We start from the raw sequence: 19,317 nt of genomic DNA, 5'->3' as shown, positions 1-19,317 counted from the left end.
GCAGCATGGCGTAGTCTAAATGGGCTGTAATTAATACTCAGGGAGCTTAATCCCAGAGAGAAAGGCAGGGCGATGGCGGAGACCACCGAGCAGGCTAGCGATATCGTCGAAGCGTGGCTGAAACAAGAAGACGCCATCGATCCACAAAAGGCCCCGCGCCTGCAAGAACTTTTGGGTAGGGTGCCGCTGCAGGATCTCATCGCCGTCGTCGAGCGGCAAAATGCCATCCGCGCGGCGCTGGCCCTGCGCCTGCTGCCGCGCCAAAAATCGATCGCCGTCTTTGATGCCCTCGATGCCAAGCACCAGGCGGATATCATCGATGAGCTGGGCAATTCCGATGTCTATGAGTTCTTTGATGAGCTCGATCCGGAAGACCGCGTGGCCTTGTTGGACGAGCTGCCCGCGGAAATTGCGGACCGCCTGCTGCGCTCGCTGACCCAATCCAAGCGCGATGTCACGGGCGTGGTGCTGGGCTATGCCAAGGGCTCGGTGGGCCGCCGTATGTCGCCCGAGGTGCCCGTCATCCACCCAGAGATGAGCGTTAAGGACGCGCTATTCAAACTGCGGGAGACGGCGAATGAGCTAGAAACCATCTATACCGTGCCCATCACGCGCGAAGATCGGCGCCTAGTGGGCGTGGTGAGCCTGCGTGAAATCTTTACCGCCGATGCCGCTTTGACCATGGCCGATATTATGCACGATCCCATCTTTGCTCGTGCCGGTGCTGATGCCGAGGAAACCGCGCGGTGGTTCCTGCCATTGGATATCCTTGCGTTGCCCATTGTGGATGAGTCGCACCGCCTCGTCGGCCTGCTGACGTGGGACGATGCCACCGATATCGTGGAGGAAGAAGATAGCGAGGACTCTGCTCGCGCCGGCGGTACCGAGGCCCTCCAGCAGCCGTACCTGTCGACGCCGCTGCTTAAGCTGGTGCGCTCGCGCATCGTGTGGCTGCTCGTGCTGGCCGTCTCTGCACTGCTGACGGTGCAGGTGCTGGATTCCTTTGAAGACACACTGGCCAAGGCCGTGGTCCTGTCGCTCTTTATTCCGCTGCTGACCGGTACCGGTGGAAATACCGGCAACCAGGCGGCTACCACGGTGACGCGTGCCTTGGCGCTGGGCGACGTCCGCACGCGCGATCTCCTCGCCGTCATGTGGCGCGAGCTGCGCGTCGGCATGCTACTCGGCGCCGTGCTGGGACTAGCTGGCCTGGCGCTGGCCACCCTGGTCTATGGCCTAAGCATCGGCCTCGTCATCGGCTCGACGCTGTTTTTGATCTGTTCCATTTCCGCGACCGTCGGCGGGCTTATGCCCATCGTGGCTAAGACCATCGGCGCCGATCCGGCGGTCTTTTCCAACCCCTTCATCTCTACCTTCTGCGATGCCACGGGCCTGATTATCTACTTCCTGATTGCCAAAACCGTGCTGGGCATCTAGCACGCCTCCCTGCGGTTCGGGGGTGGGGAAGTGGTGGGGACATTTCCGGTTTCGGGCAGGTGCGATGTGTGCTCTATGGGGGTGCGGGGGTGCTTGCGTGTGGCGGGATATGGTTTCTGCGTCACATGTTTTGTATGGTCAGTGCATGCTTCGCAGTGAACTGGATAACTTTCGGTCTGCTGCCTCGGCCTAGCTAATAAACTGGGAAATACGGAGCATAACCCACAGCACAATCCCCTCTATGTGAAGGAGCGCGCGGTATGACCACCCCGCATACTCACGAATCTACCGCCCACACCGAAGGTGACGAGGCCCCCGGGGCGCCGCGCAGCGAGTGGCGCCGCCAGTTCATCGGCCTTTTCATCGGCTTGGGTTTGGCCGTACTGGTCTTCTTTATCTTTCCCTCGAATGCGATCGAGACCGTACAGGGCTCCGCGGGTGCAGATCCGGAAGCCGAGTACACGCTCAGTGCCATCCGCACCGTCGCCGCAGTAACCATCTTGATGGGTGTGTGGTGGATGACCGAGGCCATTCCGCTCGCCGCCACCGCGCTGCTGCCGCTGGTCATCTTCCCGCTCGCCGGTGTGGGCACGATTAAGGAAGTAGGCGCCCCATACGCGTCCGCGACCATTTTCTTGTTCATGGGTGGCTTCCTGATCGCGCTTGCCCTGCAGCGCTGGAACCTGCACCGCCGCCTAGCGCTGTACGTGGTGAAGATTATCGGCACCTCGCCCAAGCGCCTGATCTTGGGATTCATGCTGGCCACCGGCTTTTTGTCCATGTGGGTATCTAATACCGCCACGGCCGTGGTGATGCTGCCGATCGGTACCTCGGTGCTCGCGCTTACCGCGGAAACCGTAGGCGGCTGGGAGAAGCAAAAGAAGTTTGCCACGGCGCTGATGCTGGGTATTGCCTACTCCGCTTCCATCGGTTCGCTGGGTACGCTCATCGGCACCCCGCCGAATGCCTTCCTCAATGCATATATGGCCGATACCTGGGGCGTTACCCTCGGCTTCGGCCGGTGGATGGCGGTTGGTGTGCCGCTTGCAGCAATCTTCTTGCTGATTGCCTGGGCGCTGCTCATCACCATTTTCAAGCCGGAGATGAAGGATATTCCAGGCGGGCGCGAGCTCATTAATGACGAAATTAAGGCACTCGGCCCCTGGACCCGCCCCCAGATCATGACGGGCATCATCTTCGTCCTCGCTGCCGCAGCCTGGGTTACCCTGCCGCTGGTCCTCAAGGAATTTGAGAACTATGACGATGCCATCGTGGGCATCGCCGCCGGCATCTTGCTCTTTATCCTGCCCGCGGACAACCAGCGCCGTATCCGCTTGCTGGACTGGAAGACGGCCAATGAAATGCCGTGGGACGTCCTCCTGCTCTTCGGCGGCGGCTTGTCGCTGTCCTCGGTCTTTAACTCCTCCGGCCTGTCCCTGTGGATTGGTGAGATGGCCAAGGGGCTTAGCGTCCTGCCGGTTGTCCTCATCGTCTCTGCCGTGGCTGCGCTGGTGCTCTTCCTGACGGAGATCACCTCCAATACCGCGACGGCAGCCACGTTCATTCCGATTATGGGCGGCGTCGCCGTGGGCGTGGGGCTTACTGCCGATGGCGATATCAACGTCCTTCTCCTCACCATCCCAGTGGCCCTGGCGGCAACCTGTGCATTCATGCTCCCAGTTGCCACCCCGCCGAACGCCATTGCCTATGGCTCTGGCTACGTCAAGATCGGCGAGATGATCAAGGGTGGCCTCGGCCTCAACATCATCGGCATCTTCCTCATCACCCTGACGGTGTACTTGCTGGCAGTGCCAATCTTCGGCCTGTCCATTTAAGGTTAGGAGCTTCGTAGCCATTCCCTAATGAAAAACGTTACCATTAGGGAATGGCTACACCCGTTACTGTACTGTCCGGATTTTTGGGCAGCGGAAAAACCACGCTCTTGAACCACCTGCTTGCCAACCGCGAAGGGCGCAAGCTTGCCGTCATCGTCAACGACTTCTCCGAGGTCAATATCGATGCCGCCCTCGTTGCTGGCGAGGGGCACCTCGAGCGCGGCGAAGACCGTTTTGTTGAGCTATCCAATGGCTGTATCTGTTGCACCCTGCGCGAGGATCTCATCGAATCCGTAGGTAAGCTGGCCCGCTCCGGCCGCTTCGATCAGATCGTCATCGAGTCCACTGGCATTTCCGAGCCTATGCCCGTGGCCGCCACTTTTGAATGGGAGTTTGCGGACGGCACCACGCTTGCCGACGTCGCCCCTATCGACACCATGGTCTCTCTCGTGGATGCTTCCACCTTTCTTGATTACCTGCGTCGAGGCAAGAGCCTCGCGTCTGAGAATATTGAGGCCACACCCAGCGATGATCGTACCGTGGCAGACCTACTCGTGGACCAAGTCGAGTTTGCTGACCTCATCCTTGTTACCAAGACCGATCTGGTTGATGCTGCCGAAACCGAACGCGTCATCGCAACCGTTCGTGCTATGAACCCCCGTGCTCGAGTCGTAATGGTCACCGATGGTGCCATTGCCCCACGGCTGGTCCTCGATGCCCACCTGTACGACGCCGCCACTGCCGCGGCTTACCATGGCTACGCCGAGGAGCTGGCTAAGCCGCACACGCCTGAAACCGAGGAATATGGCATTTCCTCCGTCGTTTTCCGCGCCGACCGCCCCTTTAACCGCGACCGTCTGCTCGCCGCCCTTCGTGCCAGTACCGGCCTGGTGCGCTCTAAGGGGTATTGCTGGCTCGATACCGATCTTCAACTCGCCCACGCTTGGCAGCAGGCTGGGCCTAACCTTCAAATCGTGCCAGCTTCGCTCTGGGCTGCAAATGACGTGACGCCCGGTACCGAAATTGTCCTTATCGGTATCGACCTCGATCACCAGTCCACCCTCAGGGCGCTCCGGGGCGCTCTGCTTTCCGACGCCGAAGTTGCCGCTCTCATCGCTCCCTAATTGTCTCCATTTCCATCAGGTGAACGCCGGGTGAACAGGCGATTTGTTAGTTTTCCGGACCGTGGGTATAGTAAATTCTCGTTGCACAGCAGAGCGCACGCACTGCTTACCAACGGTCTGCGCCCGTAGCTCAACGGATAGAGCATCTGACTACGGATCAGAAGGTTGGGGGTTCGAATCCCTCCGGGCGCACAAAATCAGCCGCCTTCGGGCGGCTTTTCTTGTATCTTAGCCCGCCTCACCTAAGTTCCGCTCTATGAAGACCTCCTCGCCGGCGCCATCCTCGGCCTCATGCTGTGGCTGGGCTCTGGCATGTTCTGGCTCTTTGTGGCCGGCTTGGCCATCGGCATCGCCGCAGCCCCGCTTCTAAAGCTGGCCGCCGATCCTTCCCGTTCGCGCAAGCGCCGCGATAGTTCCTTCCGCGACTAGGTCCGCCGACTAGGTTCGCACAAGTCTCACGCAATCCACTTATAAAATGCAGGACACGTATAAAATATTCGCAGCAACCTTCCAGACAGGCTTAGTAGAAAAAGAAAGTCTTTATTAACAAGGGGAGCGCCGCGACGCGTTCCCCTCCGTCTTGAAGGAGAACGCTAAGTGTTAGCACCCTCGCGCATTGTAGGGCTCGATATAGCCCGCTCACTTGCGATTATCGGCATGATAGTTCTGCATATGGCCTCCTTGGTGTGGCATACCAAGGTCACTTTAAATGGCCTGCCCGCCGCACTATTCGCCGTTCTGGCCGGCGTCACGTTGATGCTTATTTCCCGCGATTTCACGGCGACCACGTTCCTGCGCATCATCGCCCGCGGCTGCATAATCACACTTATCGGCCTCGCCCTGCTGCCCGTGGGCGGTGAGATTCAAATCGTCCTCGTGGTCATCGGCATCACGATGATCCTGGTGTCCTGGGTCCCGCCGCTGCGCTGGTGGTGGAAGCTCCTGCTTCTCGCCGCTGCTACCGCCGCCGCGACCATAAAATATGCGCCGCTGACCCTTCCGCAGGTCTATCCGCTGCTGGCCTATTGTGCCTATTTCCTTGCTGGCATGCTGCTCTATGAGATCTATATCCGCAGCGCCCGTGCCGCTGCCCAGTGGGTGTCCACTGCCATCGCCGCGGCCGTTGCGGCAGCCGGCTTTTACTTCCGCTTTACCCCGGATATGCCTGGCTGGCTGCGCTTTACCGGCCACACCGGCGTGCTAGGAGAGATTGTTCTGTCCATCGCCGTAGCCGCCATCGTCCTGCACCTATGCCTGCTTATCGGTCGGGCGGTGCCTAAGCTGGCGTATCCCTTTGCTGCGCTGGGGGCGATGTCGCTGAGCATCTACATCCTGCATGTGCTCACCGCTTACTACTGGCAAAGTCACGTCTCCCTCCACAACACCGGGTGGGCCTGCGCGTTTATCGCCCTCTTCCTCGTCCTCGCGAGCCTATGGCGCCGCCTGATAGGGAAGGGGCCGGCCGAATGGGCCGTCGCTAAGATCATCGCCATCGCCGTTCCTGCCGGAAAGAAGGACTAATCATGCAGCACAAAATCTTCCCCGCCCTGCTTACCGCCGGCATCGTGGCATTAACCGCCGCCCCTGCCAGCGCCCTCGAGCACGGCGAGCCGGCCCAAGATTCGGCGGAGTCTCGCACCGTGGCGCAGTTGAAAATCGGGCGCGTGGGCAGCTTCGGCGATTGCACCGGCACCCTCGTAGCCGCCCAGTGGGTGCTTACCGCGCGCCATTGCCTCGAGTCCGTCAACAATGAGGGCACGCAGGCCCGCATCAATGGCACCACCTACGACGCCGATTCGTGGGCGCTATCCCCGCTTTCCGACGCCGCCCTTCTCCACCTCACCACCCCCGTCACCGACACCACCCCGGCCGAGATTTCCACTCACGTGCCAGAACCCGGTCAGCGCGGCACGCTTTACGGCTGGAGCAGCAGTTCATCTATGGCGCGCCGCGGGCAGCTGCCGCAGGCGGAGATGGAAGTGGCCGAGCTCCTCGGCGCCGGCCCTGCTGGCCCCGCTAGCTCCACCGAACCAGGTGCCGCAGACGCCTCCGAGGTTGGCGCCGAGGTTGCCGCCGAGGATGCCGCTGGCGGAGAAAGCATTCCCGCGGCCGAGGCCATGCCGGGGCTCAGCGCACCAGAGGGGACAGAAAGCGTACCGGCCGGCGAAGCGATGCCGCTGATTGAAAGCGCGATCCTCGATGTGCACTCCACCGGCCGCGCAGGCATGCAGGGCGGCGACTCCGGCGGGCCTTTCTTCGTCGACGGAAAGCTTGCCGGTTTGGCCACCGCGGGAACGGCGAATGGGGATCCGGACTTGCCCTCGCCAAGCGCGGCAATCACCACGCTGGCCGGCACCAAGGACTGGGTAGAAGGCGTGGTGAGCGGCCGCGATAAGGAAGCAATCCTTACCGCAGAGACCACCCCTGAACCGCCGAAAACCCCGCAGACCAGTGCAGATCGTGCGGGGCTTTATGGGAGCATAGCAGCCGTCGGCCTGATCGCCGCCGCGGTGCTGGCGCGGATTCCCCGCCTGCGCAACCGCGGCCGCAAAGGCTAGAAAATCTCGATGCGTCCGCCCAGGGACTCGGATTGGCGCAACTGCGCCACCCACTTCGGGCCGCCTGGGTGCAGGCGCAGCACTGGGCGGGAAGAAATCTTGATCGGGGAGACCGATTCCTTGCGCGCGCCGGAGCGGGCGTCGATGCGGGTGCGGGCGCGGTAGCCGGCGTCGGTAAGCTCAGCGATGGAAGGCTCAGGGGAGTCGAGCTTCTCGCGGGCGTCGTGCAGCAAGTCCAAGGCCTCGTCCAATGCCTCCACCAACGCCGGCGCATTGGTCTCGCACATCTGCTGCACCAGCTCCGGGTGAGTGCCGGCCACGCGGGTAGCGTCCTTGAAAGAACCGGCAGACAGGGACTGCGCCAGGATTCCGCCGTTATCGCCCACCACGGCGAGGATCTCCGCAAAGACGTGTGGCAGGTGGGAAATGCGCGCCACCGCGGCATCGTGATTAGCCACGCGGATAGGCACCGCCTCTGCGTGCACCATCTGGGTCATGCGCACGACCTCGGTGAAGGTCTCAATCCACTGCTTCGGAATCTTTTCCCCGCGCGCCTCGCACTCGGCGGCGTAGTCATAGGTAATGCCCCAGGCCGCGCGGCGGAACAGATCCTTCTGCGAGTTATCCCAACCGGACTTTGACGTGCCCGCCATCGGGTGGCCGCCCACATAGCGCGACTCCATTCCGCGCTCCAGCACCTGCTGGCGCACGGCCGTCTTAACGGAAACGACGTCCGTAATACCGCAGCTCGGCGCGTGCTCCTGAATGGCATCGAGGACGCTTCCCACAGCGCCCATCGGCACGGCTATGACAATGAGCGCGTTCTCCGTCTCCGCGCGGGTCAAAATCGCCGGAAGATCATCGGTGACGTCAAAACCCTGCTTTACTGCAGTGCGGGCGCCGGACGTGGAGTGGTTGTATCCAAAAACGTGGTGATTGTATCCGGCGAGATCGCGCAGCAAAGAGCCGCCGATGAGGCCGAGGCCAATAATGCAGATAGGGCGTTGAACATCTTGAGAACTCACGATGACAATTGTGGCACAACACGACTAATCTCACGAGGTATGAGCAACGAAAATTACTCCTTCGCAGTAACCGTCGCCCGCAACGCGGGCCAATGGCTGGTGCGCAGCTTCAACGATGACTTTGAGGATCCGCAGACCTCCATCAATGCGGTGCGCAGCCTGCGTTCCGAGGGTGCTGCGTTCGCGCTGCTGTGCGTGGAGGATGCCTATTTTATTGCCGTGCGCCCAGTGCCGGGCGGGGTGAAGATGCTCATCTCGGATGCTACCTATGGCGTGGACGATGACTTCGCCGCCGATTTCATGGATATCAACGATCATGAAATCCCGGATGTGGACCCCGAAGAGGCCGATCCTTATGGCGAGGGCGATTTCGATATCTTCGCTGACCTTGGTCTATCCGAGGACCAGGTGGGCTACATCATTGACAATGATGAGGACTGGCCTTCCGATATGTTGCTGCGCATCGCCGGCGAGCTCGGCTTTGGCGATGAGTTGGAAGACGTCATTGTTAACGCCTGAGCTCTTGCTGCGCGCTGAGGCTCGGATGCGCCGCGCCCTAGACGTCGCCAAGCGCACGCCAGCCGGCGACGTCCCCGTGGGTGCGGTGCTGTACGACGCCGCCGGAACCGAACTTGCCACCGGCGTCAACCGCCGCGAAGAGCTTGCGGACCCGACCGCCCACGCCGAGGTCGAGGCCATTCGCCAGGCCGTTCGCGTGCACGGCGATGGCTGGCGGCTTTCCGGCTGCGAACTCGTCGTCACCCTAGAACCCTGCGCCATGTGCGCCGGCGCCTTGCAAGCTGCCCGTGTTTCTTCCGTGGTCTTTGGCGCCTTCGAGCCCAAGACCGGCGCGTGCGGCTCGCTTATCGATGTCCTGCGTGCCCCCACCGCCCCCTTTACCCCGCAGGTCCGCGGCGGCGTGCTCGAAGACGAATGCGCTGGGTTGCTCCGAAACTTCTTCGACGGCCTGCGCTAAACGTGCGTACACTGGTTGTCATACAACAACCGTCTACTCAAAGGAGTGAACATGGGCGATTTGGAAAACAAGAAGGATGGCCTTGTAGGCAAGGCAAAGGAAGCCTACGGCGAAGCTACCGACAACAAGGACGTAGCTAACGAGGGCAAGGCCGACCAGGTCACCTCCGAGGCTAAGGACAAGCTGTCTGACGCTGCCGAAGGCATCAAGGACAAGGCCAACGAGGTTATCGGTGGCCTGAAGGACGACTAATCCTCGTCCCCGTTTCTCATATCGCTGCGCTGGCACCCCGCCGGCGCAGCGATTTTGTCGCTCGGGCCCACTCCCGTAATCTGGAACGCGGTGGCGTGTCCGAGCGGCCGAAGGTGATCGCCTCGAAAGCGATTGTTGGGTAACCCCCAACCGCGGGTTCAAATCCCGCCGCCACCGCGCGAGGCCCCGACCTGTTAATGCAGGTCGGGGCCTATTTTAGTTTTTCTCCGCCAGGGAGCCTTGGGGCGCTGGGGTAGCTAAAGCGTCCTGCTTTGCGCGTGCAGACCGCGCGCGGCGGTGCTGCAGGGTGGGGAGGAACCACGTTGCGATAGCCGCGACGACAGCAATAATGCCCGCGGTCCACGTGAGGTATTTCACGGGGGTAAACCACCACGCCAGGGCCGCGATTGCTGCGATGACGATCCATGCGACGGGCACGAGGAAGCTGGGTTGTTCGGCCCACGGTTCCCGTGGGAATCGGCTACGGGCCTCTGCGCGGATGCGGCGTGGCGTTTTATGGCCAAGTGTCAAGGAACAGGCGACCACAAAGCCCAATCCGATACTGGCGATGAGCAGGTTGCCGCTTACGCCGCCGAACATAAATACGCCGACGGAAAGAGCTAAGGATAAGCGTTCACCGAACGTGAGTGGGAAGTTCTGTGTGGGATCCACATCTGGATAGATGCTGGTGAAGATGTCTTTGCGGGAGTCGTTTTGCATTCTTTGCTTCTTATAGGGGTGGTTTATTGACAGTTGGAAGAAGCTAGGACAGGATAAACTTACTGCACTAAGGCAAGCCTAGCCTATATCGTCTTTAGACACGGAAACAAGGTTCTCAATATGATTGGAAAACTGTGGAAGTCGGCGTTCGGCATCATCGTCGCTGCTTTCCTCGTCGCGGCATTCGCCCCACTTTTGTCATCTGCTCCAGTGGCCCACGCAGATGAATCCTGCACATGGAAGTGGGGTATCAAGCAGTCATTCCGCAGCTACGTCAAGGGCAATATCGCCCACGGTGGATGGGGTGCCAATGGCATTGGCTTTACAGGCGACGAACAGGGCGATGGTGCGTTCGTCTTTACCCCAGGAAAGCCCGATGCGTCTGGTGGAAACGTCACGATTCCGTTCAATGGAACGCTGAGCTTTACCGGCCACGATGGGATCTTGGACATGACGATGTCGGACTTCAAGGTCAAGGCCTCTGGAAAGCAAGCGCAGATTTCCGTGGACTACGTCTCCTATGAGATGAACCGCCAAGACCTCAGCCGCGGTAAAAAGATCCAAGGCAATGATGAGGTAATCGCCACCATTAATCTGGCCAACCCCGTCGAAGATGGTGCCGGGAAGGTTGATTTGTCTGGATCTACCGCTCTGACCTCCGGCGGGGCCAAGCTATTTACCGGCTTCTACCAGCCGGGCGAAGCCTTAGATCCGTCCTCCGGCAGCATTGCGCTCGACGGCTCGTGCGCCGGATCCGGTTCTGGCTCTGATTCCGGTGGGAAGCGCCCATTGACCTCCATTACGGGTTCCTTCACGGGCTTTAACAAGGAAGCTATGGACATCTTGTCTGAAACCAATGACACGATGAACGGGATTACTACGTTCATGGGCAATACCCAGGCGTTCCTGGATGAGTTGGAGTCTTTCAATAACCGGGGTGGATCGAACTCGAATTCGGGTGGTTCTACTTCGGGTACGTCGAACTCCACTGGAGGAAACTCGGCTTCTACTAACTCTGCATCGGGAAATTCATCACCGAGCAACTCTGGTTCGGGCGGAGGCAGCGGTGCTTCAGGTGCTGGCAAAACAGCGGCTTCTGGTCCTGCGCACTCTGGATCTGCGAGCTCTGGCACCCCGAGCTCAGGTAGTTCGGGCGAGGGAGGATCTGGCGGGGACGGTGCCGTCTGTGAGGCTACTGGTGTTACTCAAGCCACTGCTCAGTGGGGTTTAAAGAAATCCTTCCAGTCCTATATCACCGGATCCATTGCCCAGGGCCGATGGGATCTCTCTGGTGTTGGCTATGACAATGGGCGTTTCCAATTCACGGGTAACTCTGGTGCCGTAAAAGATGGCGCGGGCTCCGTGCAATATGGCGGAAGCATGCAGTTCACTGGGCACCACGGCAAGTTGGACCTTAACATCGCCAACCTGGAAATCACCTTTAACGGCAATTCTGGCGAGCTTATTGCTGACGTGCGCTCTTCCAATATGGAAGGGAAGAAGAATGACTTTGGACGCACTGTTATTGGCACCCTGAACTTTAAATCCCTCGACATCGGCACGGACGCCGTGTCCGGTGAAGCTGCGGTATCGCTTTCTGAAGCCGGTTCCCAGGCACTCGCTGAGTTCTATGAACCAGGCACCCAGCTGGACCCGTTGAGCTTCCACGCCACCTTGGGTGGAAGCGCTGATTGCGCCGCCGTATCCGGTGGTGGCGGATCTAGCTCTGGTTCTGGATCCGGCGGATCCGGTGGATCTGGCGCAGGCGGAAACGGAAAGGGAACTCTTAGTTCCAAAAGCGGCGCTCATGCCGGGGCCGGGGATCCAGTGCTAGCCGGTGACTCGGGGCAGGGATACGAGGACGGATCGAACAAATTCAAGGTCAAGTCCGCGACGTCTCCCGGCGGGAGCCTAGATAACCCGACGACCTATCTACTGCTCTTCATTGTCGGATTGATCATCGCCGGTGGCTCCACCAGCCGGCTTGTCATGAACAACTCTTAGAAAGATTGCCGTGAAACTTGTTCTTCGTTTCCTCGTACCATTCCTGTGCATCTTCAGTCTTACCGCGTGCGGTGTGCAGGGAAGCTATACCGATCAGCTACCGGATCCCGCTGATCTCTCGGATCCCAGATCTTTTGAAGGTGTCAGTGACGTCAAAGATTTTGACGATATCGAACCGGTTACTGATAAGGCAGAGCCGGCGCTTCCGGTGGAGCTTACCGATGCCGATGGTAACGACGTTACCGTCACCGATGCCTCCCGCATCCTGGCTTTGGATATCTATGGCACCTATACCAATACCCTTAGCGGCTTGGGGCTTGCGGATAATATCGTCGGCCGCACAGTTTCTTCTACCGAGCCCAACCTGGCCGATCTTCCGGTGGTGACCGAAGGTGGCCACAACATCAACGTGGAGGCGGTGCTGGAGCTGCAGCCGACGCTCGTCATTGCAGACCATTCCATTGGCCCGCGCGATGCCATCGATCAAATCCGCGCGGCGGGTGTCACCACCGTGGTGATGGAACCTGAGCGCACGATCGATTCGGTGGGTGAGGACATCACCACGCTTGGCGATGCCCTCGGCCTGCCCAATGAAGCACGCGAGCTGGCGGATCGTTCCACCAAGGAAATCGACGAGGCAAAGGAAGCCATCAAGAAGTTGGTTCCCGATGATCCAATGCGCATGGCGTTCCTTTACGCTCGCGGAAACGGTGGCGTCTTCTTCATCATGGGTGATGGTACCGGTGCGCAAGATCTGATTGAAGGCATTGGCGGTGTGGATGTGGCTGCAGAAAACAACCTTTCCTATGCGGAACCCGCTAATGCTGAGGCGCTGGCGCGCATCAATCCAGAGGTGATCATCATGATGACCAATGGCCTGGAATCCACCGGCGGAATTGACGGCTTGCTGGAGCGGCCCGGCGTTGCTCAAACCACCGCCGGCCAAAAGAAGCGCATCGTGACCATCCCGGACGGCCAGTCGTTGGCATTTGGTCCCATGACTGGGCAAACGCTGGTGAAGCTAGCAAAGGCTGTGTATGACCCGGACAATGAGTAAGGACCCGGACACCTTCGCACGCCGACGCACGCAGCGGACTTGGATATTCGTACTGCTGGGGATCCTCACCGTTGTCGCGGCGCTCATCTCCGTCGTGCTGGGGCAATACTATGTACCGCTGTCTGATCTCTTTCGCATTTTGGCAGCTGGCCACGGGGAGGATTCCTTGACCGCAAGTGTGGTGTGGGGCATCCGCCTACCGCGTTTGGCCTTGGGGCTCGTGGTGGGCGCGGCCTTGGGCGTTGCCGGCACGCTGATGCAGGCGGTATTTGCCAACCCCTTGGCAGAACCCTCCATTATTGGCGTTACCTCCGGTGCGGGCGTTGGTGCGGCCGTGGTCATCGTCTTTAATATCGAGTTCTTCGGTACCTTTACCGTTCCAGCCGCGGCCTTCCTGACCGCGCTGCTGGTTACCTTCATCATCTATCAGCTTGCGCGCCACAACGGACGGGTGGCTGTGGTGCACCTGATTCTCACCGGCATCGCCATCAATGCGGTATGCAACGCCATTATCTCTTTCATGGTGTACCTAGCGCCGACCGCCAACCGCGAAGCGATCATCTTCTGGCAGATGGGCTCCCTCAACGGCTCACAGTGGAAACACGTGTGGGCGGTACTGCCCATCGTGGTGGTTGGCCTCGCAGTGGCCTTGCGCCTGGGTAAGCAGTTAGACGTCCTCGCGCTCGGCGAGCGCGCCGCCGCGCATACCGGTGTGAACGTGCCACGGCTGCGCATCGTGGCGATCGTGGCATCGGCAGTGTTGACTGCAGGGGCCGTTTCCTTCGCCGGCCTCATTGGCTTTGTGGGACTTATCGTTCCCCACCTGCTGCGCAGCATCGTCGGACCAGAAAACCGCATCCTGCTGCCGGCTTCCGCCCTTGGCGGTGCTGTGCTCATTGGTTTCGCTGACGTGGCAGCGCGCACGATGATTCCCTTTGCGGATCTTCCCATCGGCATTTTCACCGCGCTGGTGGGCGGTCCCACGTTCTTCATCCTGCTACGGCGCATGATGCGCAAAGGAGCGCACTGATGATAAACGTCAAAGACTTAACTGTTCGCGTGGGGGAGCACACCCTCGTGGACCAAGTGTCCTTTACCGCCCAAGCGGGCGAAGTTACCGGGCTTATCGGCCCGAACGGCGCCGGCAAATCCACCGTACTTGCCGCCGTTGCCGGAGACATCGATTATTCCGGTGAAATCACCGTGGGTGGGCTATCGCCCAAGGCGCCAGCGCGAGAGCTCGCGTGCACGCGTGCAGTGATGCTCCAGGACGTCTCGGTGTCCTTCGAATTCCTCGTCCGCGATGTCGTTGCGATGGGGCGCCGCCCGTGGGAAGGAACTGCCTACGCAGACCTTGACGATGACTTTATTGACGCCGCCCTCGATACCGCCGGCGTCGCGCACTTAGCGGGCCGAGACATCAGCACGCTGTCCGGCGGTGAGCGTGCCCGCGCGGCCTTCGCACGGGTGCTTGCCCAAAATACCCCGGTGATCTTGCTCGATGAGCCAACGGCCGCGCTGGATATCCGGCACCAAGAACAACTGTTGGGCTCAGTAAAAGCCCTTGCCCGCGAGGCAGGCGTCGCCGTCCTCGTGGTGCTGCATGACCTCAATGCGGCAGCAGCATATTGCGATCATCTCGTATGCCTAGCGTGCGGGGGATTAGCAGCCCAAGGGCGCGTAGATGAGGTCTTTACCGGTCCTACCTTGTCTCAAGCGTATGGCTGGCCGATATCCGTCGAGGGGCTGCGGGTACATCCGCAGCGTGCAACGCCCACCATCAACCCACTCTTCTCACACAAATTGGAGGATTTCCATGTTTAAGAAAGTAGTGGTCACTGCTCTCGCGGCGACCGCACTCACCGTGCCACACGCTTCTGCGGAAGAAACCTGCACCATAGAATCCGGTTCCTTGAACTGGGGAATTAAGTACTCGTGGCGTTCCTACCTCAAAACCGGTTTCGCTGCTGGTGATTGGTCCACTAGTGGCCCAGTGACGCAAACCGGTGATCCTAAGGGGAAGGATTTCTCTTTCGGCTTCGAGGTAGATCCTGAAACCTCTACGGTAACGGTAGATGAGGAGGGCAATGTGGTGTCGTCCAATATCGAAAGCAAAGACTCCTCGATCACGTTCACCGGTCACCACGGCGCTCTACATTCCACGGTTGTGGCACCTTTCATCAAGACCTCCGGTAATGAAGCCCATCTCGGTTCCGGCTACGAGGTTTATCACGTAGAGGGTAAGAATATGCTTCAATACACCGAGGACGACCACATCGACGCCAATAAGCGCACCGGGGATGGGATCTTTGGCCACGGCACGGCGCAATGGACCAAGGAGGGCGATACACTCACCCTTTCCGCCAGCGATGTGCGGTACAAGGAGCAGCAGGGAACAAAAGATGGAAAAATCGAGGGCGTAGACCAACTCTTCATGGGCATGTATAGCTCGGAGAACAAGCCTGAGCTTGATGATGCCCACCTAACCCTCAAGGTTTCCTCTGGTTGTGGCCAGAAGAAGGAAGAATTGCCGCAGGATCAGAAAAAGCCGCAGAATGAGCCTGCTCCGGAGCCGCCGGTAGCTTCGCCGGAAAAGGAAGAGAAGCCACGGAGTCAGCCACCAGCGAGCTCGCAGACCCTGGCATCGCCGAAGAAGCCGGAGACCTCAAAGAGCCCTGAATCTTCGGAGTCTAAGAAGCCGGGAACTGATAAGCCTGAGAAGGACACTCCCTCCGGTTCTAGCTTTGCCAAGGTGTGGAACTACATCTTGGGCGTAGCAACCATTGGCAGCATGTTTGCCATTCTTGGGCAGGCCTTTATAAAGTCGGGCGCCCTTGAGAGCGTGCGTGCTCTTCTCCACAGGTAATAGGGGTTAGCTAAGCGCCCCGTGCCGGCAGCCACATCCCAATACCGTGAGCACTGCTTGCGGGGGTGGGGAGTTAGTTCTTTTGGTTGATTTCTCCCCACAAGCCTTGTAGATAAGGGTTGCCTAACCTTACTTTTATATTTAGACATTAGGTAAGCATTACTTTGGAGGAAGTCAGTGACTGTGACGCTCAAGAAACCATTATCCGTCGCATTGCGCGAGGAGACCGCCCAGGCTCACGAGAACGCGGAGGGTTCGGCGTTTATGCAGCGGCTCATGTCGGGCCAGCTGAGCGCTGAGGCCGCAGCCGATTTGAGTGGCCAGCTGTGGTTTGTTTATGAGTCTCTGGAGCATGGAGTCCGCAGTGTGGCGCATACTCCAATCGCCGGTGCGGTGGCCGATCCACGCCTTGAGCGGCGCTTCGCTCTGGAGGCGGATTTGGCGGCGCTCGTCGGTAGCGACTGGCGCGAAAAGATCCGGATCCTGCCGGCCACGGCATCCTACGTTGCCCGCCTAGAAGAGGTATCCGGCAGTGCGGCAGAAGTGGTAGCCCACCACTATGTTCGGTATCTCGGTGATATCTCCGGCGGCCAGGTGATTGCCGCGCGCCTCGGCACGCTTTATGACATCGAACCGGATGCACTGAACTTTTATGACTTCAGTGCTATCGGCAAGATTCCGCCGTACCGCAAGGGCTACCGCGAACGCCTAGACAGTCTCATGCTGACTGCGGAGCAGCGTGAGGCATTGCTCTCGGAGGCGCAGCGCGCATTCGCTTTCAACTCGGGAATCTTCGCCGAGCTTGATAAGCGACACTGATTTACTTTTTCTAATTTTCCAATTAAGGTAAGGCTCGCCTAATGTTTTAGGCAAAGCTTCACCACTGCTCTCAAGAGGAGAAATTCATGAAAACAACATCCGTCATTGCCGTTGGAGCGGTTGCACTCGGCGCCGTCACCGCGCCCGTAGCCTCTGCCGATGAGGCTCCAGCCGATGTCCCCGCCGTGGAATCCGGCCAATTGAATTGGCCCATCAAGGAATCCTTCATTCACCACGTGGACACCAATCCGCTTGCCAAAGGCATAATCAATACCACCGAAGGCGCGGAGAAGGTAGGAAAGGACTTCACCTTCCCGGTCGATGCCGCCCACACCACGCTGGATGCTGAGGGAAACGGCACTATTGGTACTCAGGGATCCGTGCAGATTCAAGGCTATCCAGGCTTCGGCCCTAATGGTTCCTACGGCCTGGATCTCACATTCTCGGATATTAAGGTAGAAGTAGCAGGCGAAAACGCCACCATCACTGCGGATTATAAACTTACGGGCGCCTCGGGCCCGCTTAAGAACAAGCCGGTTGAATTGTCTGGCGATGACGCCGCAATCTCTACCTTCACGCTTACTGAACCCTTGGTGCCGGAAACCGGCAAGTCCTACGCCACAACTGATGCCCCCACCTCGCTAACCCAAACGGGCTCCGACATTTTCTTGGGCAAGTACCCGGTGGGGCAGCCGCTTGACGATGCCAACTCTGATCTCACCGTGGCATTCGACGGTGCCTCCGAAAACGCTAAACCATCTGACCAGGGGACCCCAGAAAAGAAGCCTTCGGGCGACAACGCTGCAGCCGATGGCTCTTCTTTCCACGGTTCTTCGTTCGGCAAACTAGGCAAGACCATTGCTGCTGTTATCGAGCAGGTAAAGAAAATTAGCGCCTTCTTCTCTGACCTCGTTCTTCCCGGCCTGAGTTTGTCGAAGTACGTTTAAACAGCGAGCGCGCTCTCGCGGCCGTATTGTCTACGCCGCTCCGCCGTGGCCACCCGATCGAGTCCTTGACTGCATCGGGTGGCCACGGTTCTTTCTTGGCCCGCTGCCTTGGCATCGTCTGTGAATACGGGCTGCCCGGCGGCTAAGTAATAGGGAATAAGGGGCACGGCAACTACACTAGGGCAAAGTTCAACCCGTCCCCCACGCGAATGCGAAGGTACATCTACCCGTGGCTAAACTGCTTTATCGTCTTGGGCGCTGGTCTTTCCTCCATAAGTGGAAGGTCATCGTGGCATGGCTGCTGCTGCTCGCCGCCGTCGGCGGTGCCGCCGCCTTGCTGATGAAACCGATGACGAGCGAGTTCTCCATCAAGGGAACCCCGTCCATCGACGCCACCTACAAGACCATGGACCTCTTCCCAGAGGGCGGCAACCCTGCCAACTCGCCCTCGGTCAACGTGGTCTTCAAGGCTCCAGACGGCCAGAAGCTTTCTGATCCCGCCAACCGCGAAGCCATCGACGCCACCATCTCCTACCTCGAGGACAACCTAGAGATGGGCGATACCACCCGCTTTGGCAACCCGCTTGAGGTCTCGCCTCGCCTGCAGGACCAGGTGATCCATCAGTTCACGGACATGGGATTGCCGGAAGCATCCGCCCGCGCGGACGCGGATAACCTCGCCATGGTCAATGATGACGAGACCATTGCCTATACCACCTTTAATTTCGACGCCGAGTCGCCCTATAGCGTGGAGCAGGCCGATAAAGACACCGTTACCGAGGCAATGAATATTGCCCGCGACCGCGGCCTCACGGTAGAGGGCAATGGTGCCGGCTTCGGCGATGAAATCGCGGTCAATTCCACCTCTGAGATCATCGGCCTCGGCGTTGCCTTTATCGTGCTCATCTTTACCTTCGGCTCCCTGGTGGCCTCGGGTATGCCTTTGGTGTCCGCCGTCATCGGCGTGGGACTAGGCGCGCTGGGCATGTTCATTGCCACCCACTGGATTGAGCTCAATAATATGACCCCGGTCCTGGCCATCATGATTGGCCTTGCCGTGGGCATTGACTATGCGCTGTTTATCCTGTCGCGCTACCGCGCCGAGCGTCGCCGCATGGACGGGCCAGATGCCGCAGGCATGGCGGTGGGCACGGCTGGCTCCTCCGTGGTCTTTGCCGGCGCGACCGTCTTTACTGCGCTTTTTGCGCTTCTCATTGCGCGCATTGGCTTCCTGACGGCAATGGGCTTGGCCGCCGCCGGCACCGTCGCCATCGCCGTGTTGGTCTCGCTTACGCTCATCCCCGCGATGCTTGGTCTGCTGGGCGATAAGGCCTTCAACGGCCGCATTCCCGGCGTGGCCGGCAATCCGACCCGCAAGGGCAAGCGCCGCCGCGGGCCCACCATGGGCAACCGCTGGGTGCGCTTGGTCCAGAAGGTCCCCGGCCTGGCCATGGCGCTGGTCGTGCTCTCCCTGGGCGCGATGACCGCGCCGGTGCTCCACATGGAACTCGCCCTTCCGGCCGATACCACCTCCAATCCCGATACCACCCAGCGCAAGGCCGCCGACATCATGTCCGAGGGCTTCGGCCCCGGCGTCAACGGCCCCTTCCTCGCCGTGGTCGATGCCCACACGGTCAACGCGGATGCCGGCGCCCTCGCCCCGCTTGTCGACGCCCAATCCCAGCCCGAACCAGCCC

19 protein-coding genes and 2 tRNA genes are annotated in these 19,317 nt (G+C 59.8%); 19 read left to right on the top strand and 2 right to left on the bottom strand.

Annotated elements, in window-relative coordinates:
- Nucleotides 1–72 precede the first annotated feature (72 nt).
- From mgtE to MHY22_RS09560, 7 genes are all read left to right on the top strand, one after another.
- On the top strand, nucleotides 73–1,437 hold the full coding sequence (gene mgtE, locus MHY22_RS09590; RefSeq protein WP_239279077.1) for a magnesium transporter: 1,365 nt from the start codon (nucleotides 73–75) through the stop codon (nucleotides 1,435–1,437).
- Nucleotides 1,438–1,697: 260 nt separating this feature from the next.
- Nucleotides 1,698–3,272 (top strand): DASS family sodium-coupled anion symporter, encoded by a 1,575-nt coding sequence (locus MHY22_RS09585; protein ID WP_239279076.1) that lies wholly within the window; start codon nucleotides 1,698–1,700, stop codon nucleotides 3,270–3,272.
- 50 nt (nucleotides 3,273–3,322) lie between these two features.
- Nucleotides 3,323–4,396, top strand: coding sequence for a GTP-binding protein (locus tag MHY22_RS09580; RefSeq protein WP_239279075.1), 1,074 nt, complete (start codon nucleotides 3,323–3,325; stop codon nucleotides 4,394–4,396).
- A 119-nt stretch (nucleotides 4,397–4,515) separates the two neighbouring features.
- Nucleotides 4,516–4,588: transfer RNA gene (locus MHY22_RS09575), tRNA-Arg, on the top strand.
- A gap of 99 nt (nucleotides 4,589–4,687) precedes the next feature.
- Nucleotides 4,688–4,825 (top strand): hypothetical protein, encoded by a 138-nt coding sequence (locus MHY22_RS09570; protein ID WP_239279074.1) that lies wholly within the window; start codon nucleotides 4,688–4,690, stop codon nucleotides 4,823–4,825.
- Between the two features lie 228 nt (nucleotides 4,826–5,053).
- Nucleotides 5,054–5,917: a DUF418 domain-containing protein gene (locus MHY22_RS09565; RefSeq protein WP_255718247.1), complete on the top strand. Its 864-nt coding sequence runs from the start codon at nucleotides 5,054–5,056 to the stop codon at nucleotides 5,915–5,917.
- A gap of 2 nt (nucleotides 5,918–5,919) precedes the next feature.
- Nucleotides 5,920–6,954: a trypsin-like serine protease gene (locus MHY22_RS09560; RefSeq protein ID WP_239279073.1), complete on the top strand. Its 1,035-nt coding sequence runs from the start codon at nucleotides 5,920–5,922 to the stop codon at nucleotides 6,952–6,954.
- Here the strand turns inward: MHY22_RS09560 and MHY22_RS09555 are convergent.
- Nucleotides 6,951–7,979: a prephenate dehydrogenase gene (locus tag MHY22_RS09555; protein ID WP_239279072.1), complete on the bottom strand. Its 1,029-nt coding sequence runs from the start codon at nucleotides 7,977–7,979 to the stop codon at nucleotides 6,951–6,953. The two genes, MHY22_RS09560 and MHY22_RS09555, sit on opposite strands and share 4 nt — an antisense overlap.
- Nucleotides 7,980–8,018: 39 nt before the next feature.
- Between MHY22_RS09555 and MHY22_RS09550 the strand changes: the two genes are divergently transcribed.
- The 4 genes from MHY22_RS09550 (at nucleotide 8,019) to MHY22_RS09535 (ending at nucleotide 9,384) form a co-directional block, all read left to right on the top strand.
- Nucleotides 8,019–8,498: a tRNA adenosine deaminase-associated protein gene (locus MHY22_RS09550; RefSeq protein ID WP_225746105.1), complete on the top strand. Its 480-nt coding sequence runs from the start codon at nucleotides 8,019–8,021 to the stop codon at nucleotides 8,496–8,498.
- A 25-nt stretch (nucleotides 8,499–8,523) separates the two neighbouring features.
- Nucleotides 8,524–8,955, top strand: a complete 432-nt coding sequence (locus tag MHY22_RS09545; protein WP_239279111.1) for a nucleoside deaminase — start codon at nucleotides 8,524–8,526, stop codon at nucleotides 8,953–8,955.
- Between the two features lie 51 nt (nucleotides 8,956–9,006).
- Nucleotides 9,007–9,207: a CsbD family protein gene (locus tag MHY22_RS09540; protein ID WP_005323174.1), complete on the top strand. Its 201-nt coding sequence runs from the start codon at nucleotides 9,007–9,009 to the stop codon at nucleotides 9,205–9,207.
- A gap of 89 nt (nucleotides 9,208–9,296) precedes the next feature.
- Nucleotides 9,297–9,384, top strand: a tRNA-Ser gene (locus MHY22_RS09535).
- A 39-nt stretch (nucleotides 9,385–9,423) separates the two neighbouring features.
- On the opposite strand, the gene MHY22_RS09530 is transcribed toward MHY22_RS09535, so the two are convergent.
- On the bottom strand, nucleotides 9,424–9,927 hold the full coding sequence (locus MHY22_RS09530) for a hypothetical protein (protein WP_049377326.1): 504 nt from the start codon (nucleotides 9,925–9,927) through the stop codon (nucleotides 9,424–9,426).
- Nucleotides 9,928–10,047: 120 nt separating this feature from the next.
- On the opposite strand from MHY22_RS09530, the gene MHY22_RS09525 reads away from it, so the two are divergent.
- The 8 genes from MHY22_RS09525 to MHY22_RS09490 form a co-directional block, all read left to right on the top strand.
- Nucleotides 10,048–11,931, top strand: coding sequence for an HtaA domain-containing protein (locus MHY22_RS09525; RefSeq protein ID WP_049377325.1), 1,884 nt, complete (start codon nucleotides 10,048–10,050; stop codon nucleotides 11,929–11,931).
- Between the two features lie 10 nt (nucleotides 11,932–11,941).
- Nucleotides 11,942–12,988 (top strand): hemin ABC transporter substrate-binding protein, encoded by a 1,047-nt coding sequence (locus MHY22_RS09520; RefSeq protein ID WP_049377324.1) that lies wholly within the window; start codon nucleotides 11,942–11,944, stop codon nucleotides 12,986–12,988.
- The gene (locus MHY22_RS09515; RefSeq protein ID WP_049377323.1) at nucleotides 12,969–14,018 is read left to right on the top strand and encodes an iron ABC transporter permease; all 1,050 of its coding nucleotides are present in this window, start codon (nucleotides 12,969–12,971) and stop codon (nucleotides 14,016–14,018) included. The genes MHY22_RS09520 and MHY22_RS09515 overlap by 20 nt, the downstream gene beginning before the upstream one ends.
- Nucleotides 14,018–14,812: an ABC transporter ATP-binding protein gene (locus tag MHY22_RS09510; RefSeq protein WP_049377322.1), complete on the top strand. Its 795-nt coding sequence runs from the start codon at nucleotides 14,018–14,020 to the stop codon at nucleotides 14,810–14,812. The genes MHY22_RS09515 and MHY22_RS09510 overlap by 1 nt, the downstream gene beginning before the upstream one ends.
- Nucleotides 14,805–15,854: an HtaA domain-containing protein gene (locus MHY22_RS09505; RefSeq protein WP_049377321.1), complete on the top strand. Its 1,050-nt coding sequence runs from the start codon at nucleotides 14,805–14,807 to the stop codon at nucleotides 15,852–15,854. The genes MHY22_RS09510 and MHY22_RS09505 overlap by 8 nt, the downstream gene beginning before the upstream one ends.
- Before the next feature lie 177 nt (nucleotides 15,855–16,031).
- Nucleotides 16,032–16,673 (top strand): heme oxygenase (biliverdin-producing), encoded by a 642-nt coding sequence (locus MHY22_RS09500; RefSeq protein ID WP_049377320.1) that lies wholly within the window; start codon nucleotides 16,032–16,034, stop codon nucleotides 16,671–16,673.
- 86 nt (nucleotides 16,674–16,759) lie between these two features.
- Nucleotides 16,760–17,620 (top strand): HtaA domain-containing protein, encoded by an 861-nt coding sequence (locus tag MHY22_RS09495; protein ID WP_049377319.1) that lies wholly within the window; start codon nucleotides 16,760–16,762, stop codon nucleotides 17,618–17,620.
- Nucleotides 17,621–17,849: 229 nt separating this feature from the next.
- On the top strand, nucleotides 17,850–19,317 hold a 1,468-nt coding region (locus MHY22_RS09490; RefSeq protein ID WP_239279071.1), incomplete at its 3' end, for an MMPL family transporter.

The sequence above is a fragment of the Corynebacterium sp. ACRPO genome, from assembly GCF_022347205.1.
In the GTDB taxonomy this organism is placed as follows: Bacteria; Actinomycetota; Actinomycetes; order Mycobacteriales; family Mycobacteriaceae; genus Corynebacterium.
Note: the sequence above shows the minus strand (reverse complement) of the source record. Positions and strands in the feature narration are given on the sequence as shown.